Annotated in this window: 17 protein-coding genes; 6 read left to right on the top strand and 11 right to left on the bottom strand. The window is 28.3% G+C overall.

What is annotated here, in order from left to right; genetic code table 4:
* Positions 1 to 153: 153 nt before the first annotated feature.
* Complete coding sequence (locus C4B24_RS02190; RefSeq protein WP_131598921.1) at positions 154 to 645, bottom strand: hypothetical protein; 492 nt, start codon at positions 643 to 645, stop codon at positions 154 to 156.
* A 15-nt stretch (positions 646 to 660) separates the two neighbouring features.
* On the bottom strand, positions 661 to 1,449 hold the full coding sequence (locus tag C4B24_RS02185) for an alpha/beta hydrolase (RefSeq protein ID WP_131598919.1): 789 nt from the start codon (positions 1,447 to 1,449) through the stop codon (positions 661 to 663).
* An 83-nt stretch (positions 1,450 to 1,532) separates the two neighbouring features.
* Here C4B24_RS02185 and C4B24_RS02180 point away from each other — a divergent pair, with 83 nt between their 5' ends.
* Positions 1,533 to 2,345, top strand: coding sequence for a hypothetical protein (locus C4B24_RS02180; protein WP_131598917.1), 813 nt, complete (start codon positions 1,533 to 1,535; stop codon positions 2,343 to 2,345).
* 29 nt (positions 2,346 to 2,374) lie between these two features.
* Here the strand turns inward: C4B24_RS02180 and C4B24_RS02175 are convergent, their stop codons facing one another.
* The 4 genes from C4B24_RS02175 to C4B24_RS02160 all read right to left on the bottom strand — a co-directional run bounded on the left by C4B24_RS02175 (position 2,375) and on the right by C4B24_RS02160 (position 6,331).
* Positions 2,375 to 2,689, bottom strand: a complete 315-nt coding sequence (locus C4B24_RS02175; RefSeq protein WP_131598915.1) for a hypothetical protein — start codon at positions 2,687 to 2,689, stop codon at positions 2,375 to 2,377.
* A gap of 40 nt (positions 2,690 to 2,729) precedes the next feature.
* On the bottom strand, positions 2,730 to 3,242 hold the full coding sequence (locus C4B24_RS02170; RefSeq protein WP_131598913.1) for a hypothetical protein: 513 nt from the start codon (positions 3,240 to 3,242) through the stop codon (positions 2,730 to 2,732).
* Between the two features lie 73 nt (positions 3,243 to 3,315).
* Positions 3,316 to 4,056: a glycerophosphodiester phosphodiesterase family protein gene (locus tag C4B24_RS02165; RefSeq protein WP_168388322.1), complete on the bottom strand. Its 741-nt coding sequence runs from the start codon at positions 4,054 to 4,056 to the stop codon at positions 3,316 to 3,318.
* A 154-nt stretch (positions 4,057 to 4,210) separates the two neighbouring features.
* The gene (locus C4B24_RS02160; protein ID WP_131598910.1) at positions 4,211 to 6,331 is read right to left on the bottom strand and encodes a Tex-like N-terminal domain-containing protein; all 2,121 of its coding nucleotides are present in this window, start codon (positions 6,329 to 6,331) and stop codon (positions 4,211 to 4,213) included.
* A 153-nt stretch (positions 6,332 to 6,484) separates the two neighbouring features.
* Between C4B24_RS02160 and C4B24_RS02155 the strand changes: the two genes are divergently transcribed.
* The gene (locus C4B24_RS02155; protein ID WP_131598908.1) at positions 6,485 to 7,126 is read left to right on the top strand and encodes a LemA family protein; all 642 of its coding nucleotides are present in this window, start codon (positions 6,485 to 6,487) and stop codon (positions 7,124 to 7,126) included.
* Between the two features lie 7 nt (positions 7,127 to 7,133).
* Positions 7,134 to 8,144, top strand: coding sequence for a DUF3137 domain-containing protein (locus C4B24_RS02150; protein WP_131598906.1), 1,011 nt, complete (start codon positions 7,134 to 7,136; stop codon positions 8,142 to 8,144).
* A 71-nt stretch (positions 8,145 to 8,215) separates the two neighbouring features.
* Here C4B24_RS02150 and C4B24_RS02145 read toward each other — a convergent pair whose 3' ends face one another.
* Positions 8,216 to 8,536 (bottom strand): FKBP-type peptidyl-prolyl cis-trans isomerase, encoded by a 321-nt coding sequence (locus C4B24_RS02145; protein WP_131598904.1) that lies wholly within the window; start codon positions 8,534 to 8,536, stop codon positions 8,216 to 8,218.
* A 221-nt stretch (positions 8,537 to 8,757) separates the two neighbouring features.
* The gene (locus C4B24_RS02140) at positions 8,758 to 11,040 is read right to left on the bottom strand and encodes a M60 family metallopeptidase (protein ID WP_131598902.1); all 2,283 of its coding nucleotides are present in this window, start codon (positions 11,038 to 11,040) and stop codon (positions 8,758 to 8,760) included.
* 264 nt (positions 11,041 to 11,304) lie between these two features.
* On the opposite strand from C4B24_RS02140, the gene C4B24_RS02135 reads away from it, so the two are divergent.
* Positions 11,305 to 12,333, top strand: a complete 1,029-nt coding sequence (locus C4B24_RS02135; RefSeq protein WP_131598900.1) for an oxidoreductase — start codon at positions 11,305 to 11,307, stop codon at positions 12,331 to 12,333.
* Between the two features lie 218 nt (positions 12,334 to 12,551).
* Here the strand turns inward: C4B24_RS02135 and C4B24_RS02130 are convergent, their stop codons facing one another.
* The gene (locus C4B24_RS02130; RefSeq protein WP_131598898.1) at positions 12,552 to 13,175 is read right to left on the bottom strand and encodes a hypothetical protein; all 624 of its coding nucleotides are present in this window, start codon (positions 13,173 to 13,175) and stop codon (positions 12,552 to 12,554) included.
* 295 nt (positions 13,176 to 13,470) lie between these two features.
* Between C4B24_RS02130 and C4B24_RS02125 the strand changes: the two genes are divergently transcribed.
* Together C4B24_RS02125 and C4B24_RS02120 are read left to right on the top strand one after the other, a co-directional pair.
* Entirely contained in the window at positions 13,471 to 13,734 is a 264-nt protein-coding gene (locus C4B24_RS02125) for a nucleoside triphosphate pyrophosphohydrolase family protein (protein WP_131598896.1), read from the top strand.
* A gap of 101 nt (positions 13,735 to 13,835) precedes the next feature.
* Positions 13,836 to 14,141, top strand: a complete 306-nt coding sequence (locus C4B24_RS02120; RefSeq protein WP_131598894.1) for a hypothetical protein — start codon at positions 13,836 to 13,838, stop codon at positions 14,139 to 14,141.
* On the opposite strand, the gene C4B24_RS02115 is transcribed toward C4B24_RS02120, so the two are convergent.
* Both C4B24_RS02115 and C4B24_RS02110 read right to left on the bottom strand, forming a co-directional pair.
* Positions 14,138 to 14,998 (bottom strand): DpnII family type II restriction endonuclease, encoded by an 861-nt coding sequence (locus C4B24_RS02115; RefSeq protein WP_168388321.1) that lies wholly within the window; start codon positions 14,996 to 14,998, stop codon positions 14,138 to 14,140. The genes C4B24_RS02120 and C4B24_RS02115 overlap by 4 nt on opposite strands.
* A complete protein-coding gene (locus C4B24_RS02110) occupies positions 14,991 to 15,860 on the bottom strand; it encodes a DNA adenine methylase (protein WP_131598890.1) in 870 nt (289 codons plus the stop codon). Before C4B24_RS02110 ends, C4B24_RS02115 begins: the two co-directional genes overlap by 8 nt.
* Between the last annotated feature and the right edge of the window lie 22 nt (positions 15,861 to 15,882).

Below are 15,882 nucleotides of genomic sequence, written 5' to 3'. Positions count from 1 at the left end.
TCCTCATAATATCATTTTTATTAATATTAAAAGAGAGGTCTTAGTCACACCTCTCTTTATCATACCCAAATTTAAAATGCAACACTTATTTAGATTTAAGCGTTGCATTTTTTATATGTTGTTTTTAAATCAGTATTGTTTCTAAAAATCCATTTAATTATCTTTTCATAATTTGAGCAATGGTTCTCTATCCTTATCCAAACTAATTTCATAGTGTTTTGATTTTATTTTTTTATATACAAAAATCGCTCTTTCATACATTCTTTCAAATGTTAAATCTGAATTAGTTAATTTATTAAAGTGTTCCACCAATTCTTTTTGATCAAGTTTATGGTTTGTGATTCTTATTGAAGCTAACCCCATATGTTGTAATCAATGACATAATGGGCAAAGAGCAAGGAATCTTACAAATACCCGTTCCTTAGTGTGGTAATCAAAAACTCAAAGCTCGTGAGCTTCTACAGGATCTTTTGTTCCTTGTCCTCCACAAACCTCACAAGAATAATCAGCCCTCTTAAAAACTTCTTTTTTAATAGTACTCCACATTTGGGGACCCATTCAAGTTTGAGGGTTAATATATTTAGGTGAGCTTGGTAGGGATTTTGGAATCAATATTCATTCTATTATGTTTTTTGATATTCCCATTCTTTAATTATAATTCTATTTATTAATAAAAAACCTTTTTTTAGTTGTTTTAATGCTATCTTTTACTATTTTATTGAGATAATCATTAACTTCTTTGGGGGCAGTTTTAATAGGATTATGTCTTACCCCAATGATTTTTACCTCTTTTTTAAGAGAATTTACATATGAAATGAAAATCTTAGTACTTATAACTGAATCATCTTTTCCAACAATAAAGTATGATTTTGACTTCAGAACCTTATATCTTCTATCTAATTTACCCATAAATGTGTCATCTAATACTGTTTCATTTAAAATTTTCGCTCAAATAGAGTCTCTATCTAAAAATTTATGAACTCACTCATATTTTTCTTTTGCTTTTTCCTCGATTTTATTTGAAAGAATTAATGCAAGTTTGCTTTTAGGCTGGTGATGGTTTTTTAAGAATTTATAACCTTTTGATTCAATCATTGAAGGTGTGATTGTTGAAAGGAATATAACCTTCTTAACTCTTGGATGAATACCTACTTTTGAAACTATCCCTCCCGCTAGTGAATGCCCAAGGAGAATAATTTTTTTATTTCTGTTTTTCTTGATGAAATATTTAACAATTTTTACCAATTCATCATATTCAATATCTTTTTTTGAATCTTCAGGAATCATATCTATTGCAATAATATTGTATTCATTCTTTAAAGTGAATAGGTTTTTTGCGAAAATTGAACTTGAATTAAACCCATGAACAAAGATTATTGTCCATTTTGAACCATTGTTTTTTTCGAAATATCTAATGTTCTGCCCATTAATTTTTTTATTCTTATACATAATTACATTTTAACATTGTATATGTAATATATAATATAGAAAATAGTTTTACTTAAAGAGACTATTAGTTCAGAAAGAGAAATATGAAATATAGAGTATACATAGATTTTGAAGCATTCAATTTCTTGGGTGTTAGAAATGCACAACCATTCGCATTCTCGATAGCTACAATTGACCCAAAAACCAAAAAGGTAAAAACCAAAACTTTCGTTAATGATTTTGATAAAAGATGAAGCGTTGAGTTTATGAAAGCAAGACTTGTTATTTGTATTAAGAAAATTGTTAATAGTACAAAAGTAAATATATTGGAAGAAGTTGAATTTGTAGCATTTGGTGCTGAGTTAGAATCTTCAATACTTAAAGTATGATTCGGACATAAAGTTAAAGTTACTGACCTAGGAAAAAACTTACACGGAAGTTTAAACTCACTTACAGTTTCTTATGGAGAAAATAAAACTTACTTCAATGAGTATTATGGAAAATTCTTAGATCACCTACCAGATATAAAAATTAAAAGACTTAACTTAATGGGAGATGGCGCATTTGTAGGTATGTTTGGTTCATTCATGTTACAAGACCCACGTTATAAAGCAAAATTTTCAGGAGTAAACTTTACACAACTAGAAATGGCTAAAATCTTACAAATAATGAAAACTTATTCTGTTGATGATGTTCTAAGATTAATTTATTTAGAAGATAATCTAGAAGAAGTAAGACGAATATCAGAAAAGCATAAAGTTATAAATAGAGAAATACAAAGCCTTAATAATAAAAAGCGTATGTATGCAACAACAATTAAATGTTTAACTTCAAAACCAGAGGCAACAATTGAATCACTACAAAAAGAGATTTCAATTATTGAAACACAAGTAATTGATTTAAAGGATAAAAAATAATAGCAACGTTGCTATTTTTTATATAACTTTTATTTTTCAATAATTGAACTAAGGATTCTTTTTTGGAATCTTTCATAACCAATCTCTTCAAGTCACTCAATAATTTTTTCTTCTAAATTAGGTCTCTTAAAGGTTTTTTTAAAACTCTCAGGTTCTCCGTTTTTTAGTGAATTTAATTCAATGGAAAAAATTCCATCAAGATCACTTGTATTAATTGAAACTTCCGGTTCAAAATCAATTGGAACTTCACCTGTTTTAATAACATTATCTAATTCAGCTAAGACAATTTCAGTTGTTTTTTGCTTAAAACTAGCCTTCACTTTTTTCTTTCTTTTAAATATCATTATTCATTACTCCTTATTAATCCATTAATTTAATTTTACTTTATTTCTTTTCTTTATCTTGTTTAAATTTTGCTACAAGTAAATCTAATAACGCTACAAAATATAAATCTTTAGTGGTAACTCTAAAATATTCATCATTATAACTAAAAAGAAAATCACTAGATGTTTCATCAAGGTCAAATTCGAATTCAACAACCCTTTTTAGCTTGAATGCCGTGTTTTCCTGGTCATTGTTTATAATCAACCTATCTTCACTAATTCACATGTTACAACTCTTTAATTCACCTTCTGGTTCTTTAAGATTAAAATCAACATTAGATATTTTACCAAGTGCCTGGTAAAGTAACTTTTCATCATTTTTTTGATTAGTTGGTTTATTTGTTATGGAGATATCATAACCTTTATCAAGTATTTCATCTTGATATTTTCTTAGAGTATCAAATAAGGGATTTTGCAAAAGTTTATTTCTTTTACGTCTTGCGGAAATAGTGACAAGAAATGTAATGGCAAATACAACAACTAGAGCTACAATAATTAATATATTTCTATGCATATTAATCCCCCTTAATTTTATTAGTTAAATTAATTATCTTATAAAATCCAATTTTACAATAAAAAAATCGCCACTAATGACGATGTTTCATATAAATAATTCCATTTTTGTCATATTTATAATCACATATTATTGCATTAACTTTCTTGTTTTTCATTAACTTTTTAAAAACTCTTTTTGTTTTAATAGTTCAAATATTGTAAGGCAATTTCAAAGTATCATATTTAAGCTTTAAGTGCGGAAGTGCAAAAAGCCTAATTGAAGGATTTAAAAAATTACAAACTGCTTTTATTTCTTTTTTAGGTATCTTTGAAAAGTTCTTGTGTCTTTTTCAAAGGAAGCCAATTTGAACATTTTCATCTAATTCTCTAATTCTTTTTAAAGTATCAAAATTAAATGAAGACAATATAAAATTTTGTTTTGGGTATTTATAAATTTCTTTTAAGACGAGTTCCTCAATACCTATTTGTTCATTTACATCTGTTTTTAGTTCAATATTAATCAACTTAAAAGAATCTTTAAAATCTTTTAAAAACTCTTTGAGGGTTAGTATTTTTTCATTCCTAATTCCAGCGAAATTATTTGCAAAATTAAATTCTTCAAGTTTTGATAATTCCATATCTTTGACATACCCTCTACCATTACTTGTTCTGTTAATTTTTTCATCATGAATAATGACTATCTCATTATCTAAAGTTAAATGTACATCCAATTCAACGCCATCAAATTTAAACGCTTTTGCTTCTTCAAAAGCTGTTCGAGTATTTTCCGGAGCTATACCAGACATACCACGGTGTGCAAGGTTATATTTCATCATATCCTCCTTATTTATAAAAACATCGATATTAAATCAATGTATCAAATTAATTATACAATGATAACTAACTTTTACCTAATGGGTCAATACCTTAAAAATAGTAAAAAATACTATAAAAAGGTGAAAATTGCATTAAAAAAGCATTAAATGCTTATTTTTTCAATAATTTAAGTCCAATTCTTTTTCTTTCTTTTTCAAGAGAAATGATCTCAACTTCAACTATTTTTCCTACTGAAACTACTTCTAAAGGATTTTTAACATATCCTTCACCCATATTTGATTTATGAATTAATCCAGCAGTCTTAACACCAAGATCAACAAAGGCACCAAATTCAGTAACGTTTTGAACTCTACCTTCCATTACTTGACCAATTTCCATATTATCAATTGAAAGAATTTCTGTCTTAAGTATTGGTGCATCATATGAATCACGAACATCTCTTTGAGGGTTTGAAATACCATCAACAATATCTTGAATTGTATATTTGTCAGATTCATATTTATTAGCAAGTTCTTGTATGCTAAGTTCTTGCAATTGATTAGCCTGTCCAATTTGTTCTAAAGAAATTTTATTTTCTTTAATAATAGCTTTTGCTATTTTATATGATTCAGGGTGAATTGAAGTTGAATCAAGTTTATTTAATCCATCAATTATTCTCAAGAAACCAATAGCTTGTTCATAAGTTTTAGAACCAAGACCTTTAACTTTCTTGATTTCTTTTCTTTCTTTAAATACACCATTAGTTGTACGGTGTTCAACAATGTTAGTTGCGACTTTTGAAGAAAGACCTGAAATGTATTGTAAAACTTCTGCACTTGCTGTATTAATGTCAACTCCAACTTGGTTAACAATTTTTTCAACAACAAAACCTAATTGAGCATCAAGTTGTTTTTGATTAACATCATGTTGATATTGACCAACACCAATTGCTTTTGGTTCAATTTTTACTAATTCATTAAGAGCATCTTGATAACGTCTTGCAATAGAAATAGCAGAACGTTGTTCAACTTGTAATTTAGGGAATTCTTTTTGAGCAACTTTTGAAGCAGAATAAACTGATGCTCCTGCTTCTGAAATGATTGTAAATGGAATGTTCATATTTCTAGATTTAAGATACTTAGCAACAAGTTCCATTGTCTCTCTTGAAGCAGTACCATTACCAATAACAATAACATCAATATCAAAGTTTTTAAATGTATCGTCAAGAGTTACATAAGCATCACGTTCTTTAAAAACATAAATTACACCAATTGTTTTTGGTGCTCCTGTTCTATCAATAACTGCAGTTTTACACCCAGTTCTAAATCCTGGATCAATTCCAAGAACTGTTTTACCTTTTATAGCAGGAGTTAATAGTAGTTGTTCTAAATTATTTGCAAATATTTCGATTGCTCCAGTTCCAGCTTTTTCAGTAAGATCAGAACGGAATTCACGTTCAATAGATGGCTTAATTAAACGTTTAAAACCATCTTTAACAGCAGCTTCAATATAAGGTGCTGTAGAATCATTGTTATATCTATTCATGTTCTTAATAAGGAAGTCAGTAACTTGTGTTTGTGAATAATCAAATGTAACTGTAAGTACTTTTGCTTTTTCAGCACGGTTAATAGCAAGAACTTGATAGTTAGCTAATCATCTTAACTCTTTTTCAAATTCATAATATGTTTTATAAACTTCTTTTTCATCCACAGCTGATTTTTTTAATTTAGTTTTAAGTTTAGCATTTCTTAAAATGAAATTTCTTACTCATTTTCTAAAAAATACTCTTTCAGAAGCATACTCAGCAATAATAAATTGTGCACCTTCAATAGCTTCTTCAATAGTTGAAACTTTGTCATTAATAAATTCCTGTGCTTTTTGCTTAACATCTAAATAATTTTGTGCTGCAAGAATTATTTTTGCAAATGGTTCTAAACCCTTAGCAACAGCTTCAGTAGCTTTTGTTTTTTTCTTCTCTTTAAATGGTAAATAAATATCTTCGATGTCTTTTAGAGTTGTTGCTTTAAGAAGTTGATCCTTAAGTTTATCTGTTAACATACCTTTTTCATCGATAAGTCTGATAACTGCTTCTCTTCTTTCTTCTAGTGACTTTTGCTTAGCATAGTAAGTTTCAATGTCTTTAATTTGATTCTCATCAAGTCCGCCTGTAATTTCTTTTCTATAACGTGCAATAAAAGGGATTGTTGAGCCCTCACTCAACATATTCAATACTGTTTGCACTTGTGATTCTTTAAGTTTTAAATCTTCCGCAATAATGTTAATTAAATTCATATCTATATTATATAAAAAATACAATTTAAAAGAGGGATGTATTTAGAAAAATGATTTTTGACATTAAAATGATTATTCAAAATATGCACACTTTTACATCAAAATATTTATAATTGTTTTGTAAAAATAACAACACATTAAAGGAGAAAACTAATGGCACAATTAGTAAACACTAGAAAAGAAGGAAATCCAGAAGGATTTAACCCAAATGTTGATAACAGCGCAAAATCAGCAAACGCAAGTATTGGGGGTAAAATTATTTGATATATTTCATTCTTATTAATCATCCCTCTAATTATTCACGTAGTGATGAGAAATGGAATGAACAAGCAACAATCAAGAGTTAATGAATTAGCCTCAGGTATTGATGTTCAGCTTAAAAAACGTAGAGATACACTTATTAAACTTCTAGAAGCTACAAAAGCTTATATGAAACACGAAAAAGATGTTTTAAGTGACGTTACAAAATTAAGAAAAATGACAATTACGCCAAACAACAGAGCTGAAGTTGCTCAAAAAACAGAATCTGCTCTAGGTAGATTGATAATGACAGCAGAAAACTATCCAGATTTAAAAGCGAATGAATCTATTACACAACTTATGGATCAAGCATCATATTTAGAAAGAGAAATTAGTGCTGCAAGAAGACTTTACAATTCTTCAGTAAGACAATTTAACCAAAAACTATTTGCATGACCTTCATCAGTTCCTGCAACTGAACTAGGACTTGCAACTCTTCCATATTTTGAAGCTTCAGCAACAGATAAGAAAGATGTTGAGTTTAACTTCAACTAAATAAAATATGAAAAAAGTAGAACCAATATTAACAAGAGAAGAATATAAAAGAAAAATAGAAGAACCTCTTAGAAAAGAAATTACTGATGCAGTAACTTCTTGCCAGGATGTAGTAAATAAAAAACTTAAATCAGTTGCCCAAACATGATATAAAGTTACAAAAATTGCTTTAATAGTCATTGGAACTATTATGATTATCATCGGTATGTTCACAGGTGGTGGAGCAGCACTAATAGCACTAGCAGGTTTAGGTTTAATAGCAATAATTGTTGGGATAATTATGTTCTATTATTCAAGCGTTAAATATAAAGGTGTTGATGAAATTTATAGAGAGTCAATGGACCTTGAAAAAATTTACAAAACAGCTATAGGCGGATTACCTGATTTTGAATATGTATCAAATGAAAATGTAATTTCAAAAAACCTTATTAGACATACTTATAAAATACCAAATGATGCAGTAATTAAAAATGCTTCAAATCACTTTAAAGTAACATTTAAATCAAAATATTTAATCACATTCCAATCTGGTTTATTCCACTGAGTAAGATATTCAACAGATTCAAAAGGGAATAGAACTAGACAAGACTACTATCGTGATTCTGGCTTTGCTAGTGTTCATTTTGATAAAAGTGAATCTGATCATGAATTTACAATGCATAGAAAAAATTGATTCTCTAATACTCAAATAGATAAAATAGAATTAGAAAATAGAGATTTTATGAAGAAAACAAAATTCAAGTCAAATAATGAAATTAAGGCAAGAATGATGTTTACTCCACTTGCTATGGAAGAAGTATTAAAACTACAAAAGAATATGAAACTATCTTTTGATTTAGTTAAAAAAGGTAATGTAGCTAATTTCTCATATGGTTCAGTTAAAAATCAATTTATAATTGATGCAAAAGCTGCAAAAACAATAGATGAAACAGTAAATAGATACTTTAATGATATTATTGAAGATTTCTACTATTTATATGAAATACTAGGGTCGGTTACAATCCCTCCAGTACTATAATCATAAATAATTAATTGAGTCTCTTAGGAGATTCTTTTTTTTAAATAAAAAAATAACCACAAATGTGATTATTAGCTAAAGTCAACTAAATCAACCTTGAAAAATACTGGTTTTCCTGCAAGTGATTTTTCATGATAATTTTGTGGGAATACAACTTGGATTATTTTTGATTGTCCAGCTTCCATTCCTATTAATTGTTCCTCAAATCCTTTATATTTTTTACCTGTTTCAAAATCAATACCTGCTCCAATAAATTTATTAGAACCAATTACCAGTGGATAAGTTTTTGTTGTTGTTCCACCTGGGAATCTTTTTGACTTTTCAAATGTTGAAGCACCTTGTCTTCCTTCGAACTTAATTAAAGCTCTATTATTTCTTTGTAATGTTTTCATGTTTTAATTTTAAATCAAAATAACAAAAATACAAACTTAAAAAAAACATTAGGGTTGTAGTTAGAGATATATAAAAGTAAATCTTCACGTTTAATAAAAAAAGCCCCATTTTTCAAAAAGGGCATTAATATAATAAATGCACCACGATTATAGCGGTGCATTTTAGATGTCTTAAACTCTTAATTAAAGTTTACAACAGGTTTTAAATCTCAGTTTATGAATTATTCTTTTACAAATATTCCATTTTTAATTGCGAATGTTACATTTGCATCTCAAATTTGTGTTCCTGCATTTACATCAGTTAATAGTAATACATAACGTTTATAGTCTATATGTTCTATAGAAACTTTCATTCCTTCTGTAAAGTGAATACCATTCATTAATGAATTAGCAATAAGGACTTCTCCAATTTTATTAGTTTCACCAAAAGTTAATTCTTTTACAATACTATTATCAGCATTTAAGATTTTAACTTTAATCTTAGGATTTGGTCCCGTTACATTTGTATCACTTCTAACTTTATCAAATAAAGGATGTTCTAAATCACCATCGAAAAATAGTTTGTTTGAGCTTTTTGTAAAATGAACTCTTAATCTATTTTTCATTCCTCTTTTTCATCAATCTCCAATACCAAGAGTTGAAGCCGCAGGAAGTTTTGTTTTGTTTAATTTAATAAAGAATCTATTTTCAGTTGCAAATCTATTATTAGGATCATAGACATTGAAGGAAACATAATCTTTCAAGTCTTTTTGTCTCTTGTCTTTATCTACTAATACTTCAAATTTGTAATTATTAGGTATATGAATTCTAGACTTAATACGGTTAATAATGTCGTTTTGAGTTTCTCCATATATAGAATCAACAGATTTTGGAAGTGTGCTTTCATCAATAGATATAGGATTGTACTTAGGCATTATTTGCTCAACAATAGGATTATCCATTTTATTCCCAAATAAATGGTTTCTTCATATTTTTTGTTTTAGTGCTGGATATTTAGTCATTTCAGCAAGCGATGCTTTATCAACAGGCATTTTTCATTTTTCAAAGAAAGGTGTTAAGTTTCTATTTGTTACTTTTGATGCAATTCTTGCAAAGGCACTCAATAATTCACCATCTTTAAAGTGATATGTATCAAAGTGTGTTCTGTAGTATTGATTTAGTGTTGGGAAGAAACTTTCACCAAAGGCTGAATCAAGTTGTTCCATCATCATCATCGCACTATCCCCTTGGAAAATTTTCCCTGAAGGTGGTCTTCCAGCGTCCATATCATCTGACATATCTTTTAATACTTTAATCTTACGGTCAGTAGTAAAGATATTATATTTATTATTTGATAAGTGTTTTTGGAAAAGTATAATCATCATATTATTAGATGTCTCTCCTCAAATACTAGGTCTTAAATAAGATGTTTGTCACATGTGGCCAATCTCATGCAAGATTCCCCACTTGTCATAAATTTCACCACTTAAAAGATCTTCACCACTTTCTGATCTAAATTGAACATATCTTGGAGTAGCAAAGGCAGCAACGCCAAGTTTTTCTTCAGTTGTTTCAAGACTTATTCTAGTTTTGTATTTTTTAGCAGCACCAGTATATTTAGTATTTAAACCTCTGTTAAAACTATAACCTTCAGCCACTTGATCTCAACGTTTAATAGCTTTTGAGAATAATTTTTTATCTTTAAGTTTGTCATATAAATCAACCATCTTTTGTCTATCTCATGTAAGTGTGTAGTAATCAGAACTTATTTGAGCTATTGGTGATTTTGATTTTCTAAGAGAATCAATAAATTGATCATCTGTTGTTTCGTTAATTGTATAGTAAGGAATTTTCATTAAATCCTTTGAAATTATTTCAACGTTTGTTGGTTTAGAATTACCACCAGCATCAAAATAAATAACTGTTTCAAAAGGTGCAGTAATTTCTTTTGTCTCATGAGGTTTTATTGAAATTCTTTTAAAGTCTCTTTTATTGTTTTTAATAGTTGCATAAGTTCCTCTAAAGAAAAGTACTACATCTAATTTTTCATCACTGTTTGATTTAATAGTGAATTTTTGACCCTCATGTACAAATCTATGTGCTGGGTAATAATTTACGTGTGAACGACCTCTTTGTTCTCTTGCGTCTAAAAGTTTAGCATCAGGAGTTATTGGAATAGAGTATTTCTTGTGCTCTGTTGTATCAACTTTTGGTTTTTCACTTGGTGTTTTAGAATCTGGATCTTTATCAGTTGTTCCACCTCCGGGTGTTGTGTCCTTACCGGGATTTGTGTCTTTTCCTGGCGTAGTATCTTTTCCAGGTGTTGTGTCTTTACCTGGTGTTGTGTCTTTACCTGGTGTTGTGTCTTTACCTGGTGTTGTTTCATCCTTTGGTGTTGTGTCTTTTTTAGGTGTTTCTTTTGTTTCATTTGCGGAAGCTCCACAAGAAGCTGTTATGAAAATAGGAAGTGCAACAGCACTAATTATTCCCATACTTATTAATTTCATTTTTATTTTTTTATTCATAGTGAACCAATTATAAACTAACATTGCCTTTTTGAAATATACTATTTTAAAATAAAGTGCTTTTTTAATATTAAAACAAGTGCTTTTCGCTCTTTTAAAGAAAAAGAAAAGAAAACTTGGTTTGTCTTTTTATTAACAACTTGCTTAAATTACCGCAACAATAAAATATTTTGAAACTACTTTTGGTAGGTTTGAAAGTTAATTATTTTTTCTTTTCATATAACCATTTAATTATATGATATCATTTAAAAAAGGAGTTTCAATATGAATAAGTGAAATAAAAAAACATTTCTTAAAACTTTAGAATTAAAAAATAAAGTTGTAATGGCACCAATGTCTACATATGAATCAAAAAATGGAGAGCCAAACTCTTTCCATATTCAACATTATAGTTCTAGAGGTTGGGGAAATGTGGGTTTAATTATCCAAGAATCAACAGGTGTATCTGAAAAAGGAGGAAGGATAAATGATAAATCTTTAGGAATATTCAATGATGAACAATCAAAACTATATATTCCTTTAGTTGAAGCGGTGCATGACACTGGCGCTAAAATATTCATTCAACTTTCACATGCTGGGCCTAGAAATGAAATTAAAGGTGAGACATGATCTTCTTCTGAAATTAAAGTATCAGATAGATATGAAACAGCATTGGAAATGAGCCAAGAGCATATACAAGAAGTTGTTAAAGATTTTGTCAATGCAGCAAAAAGAGCAGAAAGAGCAGGTTATGATGGAATTGAAATACATGCAGCACATGGATATTTATTAAATTCTTTTGTATCACCAACAGTTAATGTTAGAAAAGATGAATATGGTGAAGATCGTTTTTTAATTATTAAAGAAATATTTAATTCAATTAAAAACGCAGGAGTAAGGATTCCTTTGGGAATAAGGGTTTCTGCAACTGAATGGGCAATCAATAAGCCTAATTCGAAAATTAGCGACTTTGTTAATGGTCTTAAAGAAATTGAATATCTTATTGAATATATTCACGTTTCTACTGGTGGAGTTGTAGATGAGGTAGATATTAAATATGGGCCATTATTCCAATTGCCTTTTGCATTAGAATTTAAAAAGGCATTCCCAGGAACACCCATTATTGGTGTAGGTGAAATTAATAGCAATGATGATTTAAATGAAGTTGTTTCAAAGGTTGATTTAGCAGCAATTGGTAAAGCATTGTTAAAAAATCCTTTATTGTTACTTGAATGGCAAGAAGATTTTAAAGATTCTCTTACTCCAAGGGTTTACCAAGTAATGTTTGGTGGAAAATCTCCTTGAGAAAAATAAGGGATGCGCTTATATTAACTAACTTTTAAATAGTTAGTTTTTTATTTTGATAAATTATGTAATGAATAGAATTATTTTAAGCAATATTGCTTTTAATAAAAAACTAATGTTGAATTAGGTTATGCTGAATCTTTTTGAAATTAAAACAAGGTGTTTGGACATAATGATTATTGATAAGACTTTTATAAGTTAATTATACTTTTTGAAGATTTTCTTATTTATCATTCCCTATTGCTTTGCCTTTTAACTCATTCAGAAAACTTAGTATACCTTTTTATATATTTTGGATTTAAATATTTCTTAAAGGATGTAACACTCTTTTTAACATCACTTTTATTTAATAATATCTTGTAGAAGGTTTTGTATTCATTTTCACCATTGGATAATTCTTCAAATATTTTAGCTAATTCAAAATATATTTTTTGGCTTTTATCAAATTCAAAATTAGTGTATTTATATTTAGCTCCAAGAACATCATTTCTAACTGGTGCAAATCTCTTTTGAACAACAATGGTTTTATATGCTGGAACTTGAGTTATAACTCCATACTCATTAAGTAAAGTGGAGATATCTCAAGACGTTAGATTTTCATCCATCAATAGATTCAAAGATTCTTTTTCTTTGGGTTTGTAAACTTTCCCAGAATTAAAATTAAAAGTTTTCTGATCTTCTTTAAAAATTATCCCTTCTTTCTTTAATCTATACACCGATTGACGAAGGAAGTTCATAGCTTCCATTTTTGTATATGGAATGAAAGTATCTTTTAATTCTCTTAATAAATCAGCATAAGTATAAAGCCCAGTAAGTTTTTTTAGTTTGTTGTCTATTATTTCTGAAATCATATTTAAATTATGCACTAACCTATATTTATTTATAAATAAATATTTTTTCAAAAACCTTTTATTCATTCCTTCTTTGGTTATGGTATTTAGGAATTATATTTATTCATAAATAAATATAATACCAAAATACAAAGTAAACCTAAAAAGAATTCCTATTTTTTATTTTTGTAAAGTTGAAATCTGCTGTATTTTATATTATTGAATGTTTAGACATAAGCATATGTTTAAAGGCTATGTTAGTGTGATATTTTCCTCTCTATATTAAAAAACATTTAAACTATTTTATAATTATTATATGAGTAAAAAATTAATAGAAGAAATTGTTAAGTTTAGAAATGAAAGAGACTGAGAAGATTATCCTTCAGGTATAAGCTTAGCATATGCTCTTTCATTGGAATCAGAAGAAATATTGGAACTGTTTTCATGAGAAGAAAAACCCAATAAATATGATCTTGAAAACCAAATATCAAATGTAGCTTCATACCTATATTTATTAGCTTATGAAAACAATATAGATATAGAAAAGGCAATTTTAAAAAGAATAAAAGAGATGAAATAAATTTACTGTTGTGCTAAGAAGAAGATTATCACGACGCAACATTTTTTTCTTACCAACTATGGTTGGTTGCAAATAAGAACTATGGTTGTGATAATTAAAACATGAATAAAAATAATGAGATAACAACAATTGATGAAGCAAAAATGCTTGAAGAAATTAGAGGTTTGTTGGGGTTAACTATAGAAGATTTTGTCTACCAAATGGATTGACCAAACTCTAAATATTATGATTATATTAAAAATGGAAGAAAAAGACCGGGAGAAACAGAAAAAAAGAAAACACACCCCACAATACATAAGGTGTTCACTGGTATAAATCTAGCTATTAATATTTACCCACATTGGCAAGAAAAAGCAACAGATATTACATCCATTGTTTTAAAACATATTATGCCAACAAATAGCTAATCCAATTCATTTAGAGAACCATTCTCTAAATTTTCTATATTCATTATTATTTCAATATTATTATAAGCTTCCTCGAAACCACCCAAATCATCTGTTAACTTTTCGCCATCTGTTATTCAAATAAAGTGGATATTGTGAGTAGAAGAAAAATAGTCTCGAGAGCATTTTGCGCCTATTTCCTTAAATCTACCAAGCATAGAGTTTATTTTTGAACCCCCACTATTGAAGAAATTAGTTTCAATAACGTAGATGTCGCTTTCTGAAACAATTACAAAATCAAATTGTTTATTTTTAATTATATTAACTTGAAAATCAACATTAAATAGTTCTGAAATTTTTCGAGATTTTACTTGAGACATTCATTGCTCTCCAGCATTCCATTTACTTTCCTTTAATTTATCACAAACAAAATTTTCCATTAACTTTCCGCCACGATTCTTTCTACCATTTGAATCTAAACCAACTTCAACTCCAAGATAATATGAAGGGAGATCTATCGGCCCATTGTTGAATAAGTTAAAAAAACCTATTTCTTCCAAGAAACTTATACATTCTTGTGGATTCATAGATTTGAAATCAAAAATTTTTTCTTCCTGCGAATCATCCAATACCAATAATTTTGTTGTTCTAACAGCCGATAACAATGGTGTGATTTCTATAAGTTCTCTATTTGAAGATGTAATTTCTATAAACTTCTTGATAAAATCAGCTTTGTTAACTTTACCTATTCCAACAACCAATTGTTCAAAGCGTTCGAATTCTCTCATTACTTTTTCATGGTTGGTAAAATACTTTCAATTTCTATTAGTTTTAATTAAATTACCTTTAATTACTTCAAAAGAATCCTTATTAAACATAATTCCTCACAATAACTTCCTCAACTTCTCCTCTACCTTTACCATTTGAATTAATACTTCTTCTAGCTTTGACTATTTTTATATCAAATCCTTCAAAGAGTTCTTGAATAAATTTAGTGTTGTGATTTGAAAGCATAAATTTAACACCCATTTTATCAAGTTTTCTACAAAGGTTAGCTAATCTAATTTGACCCTTGCGTCCAAAACCACCTTTTTGGTAAGCATCAAATCCATTAATACCTTCTTCATAATCATAAGGAGGATCGAAGTATACAAAATCACCAGGCTTGATACCATGTACAGCTTTAACAAAATCGGTATTTCTGATTTTTACCATCCTCTTCTTATTTTCTTTTCTACTTAAGTAATTAGAAATCTCTTCTATATTAGGATATTCATATGTTTTAACCTTTTTCTTCTTACCAGAGGGAACATTGTAGTAACCAGATGAATTTACTCTGTATATGCCGTTAAATCCGGCTTTATTAAGATATATGAACCTTGCAGCTCTTAGTTGTTCTGAAAAATCATTAAAGATCATTCCTCTTCCTGTTTCTTCAGTTATTTTATCCATTCTTCTTACATTTTTAAAGAAGGCTTCATCATGCGCTGTTTCCATTAATATTAATAGTTCTAATAATCTAAAATATTTATCATGATTATCTAACATTCTATAAGCATGTATTAACTCTTTATTCATATCATTAATAACTGCTTTATTAGGTTGAAAATCAAACAATAAAGCTCCCCCTCCTATAAAGGGTTCGTAATAAGTACCAATATCTTCGCGTTTTGGCATAAGTTTTCTTAGTTCTGGAAGTAGTTGTCTTTTACCACCAGCTCATTTAATAAAAGGAACCATGGTTCTATTATATACCAACTAT

Origin of the sequence: Mycoplasma marinum (assembly GCF_004335975.1) — a bacterium.
Taxonomy (GTDB): Bacteria; Bacillota_I; Bacilli_A; order Mycoplasmatales; family Metamycoplasmataceae; genus Mycoplasma_K; species Mycoplasma_K marinum.
This window is presented reverse-complemented; position numbering and strand designations above follow the sequence as displayed.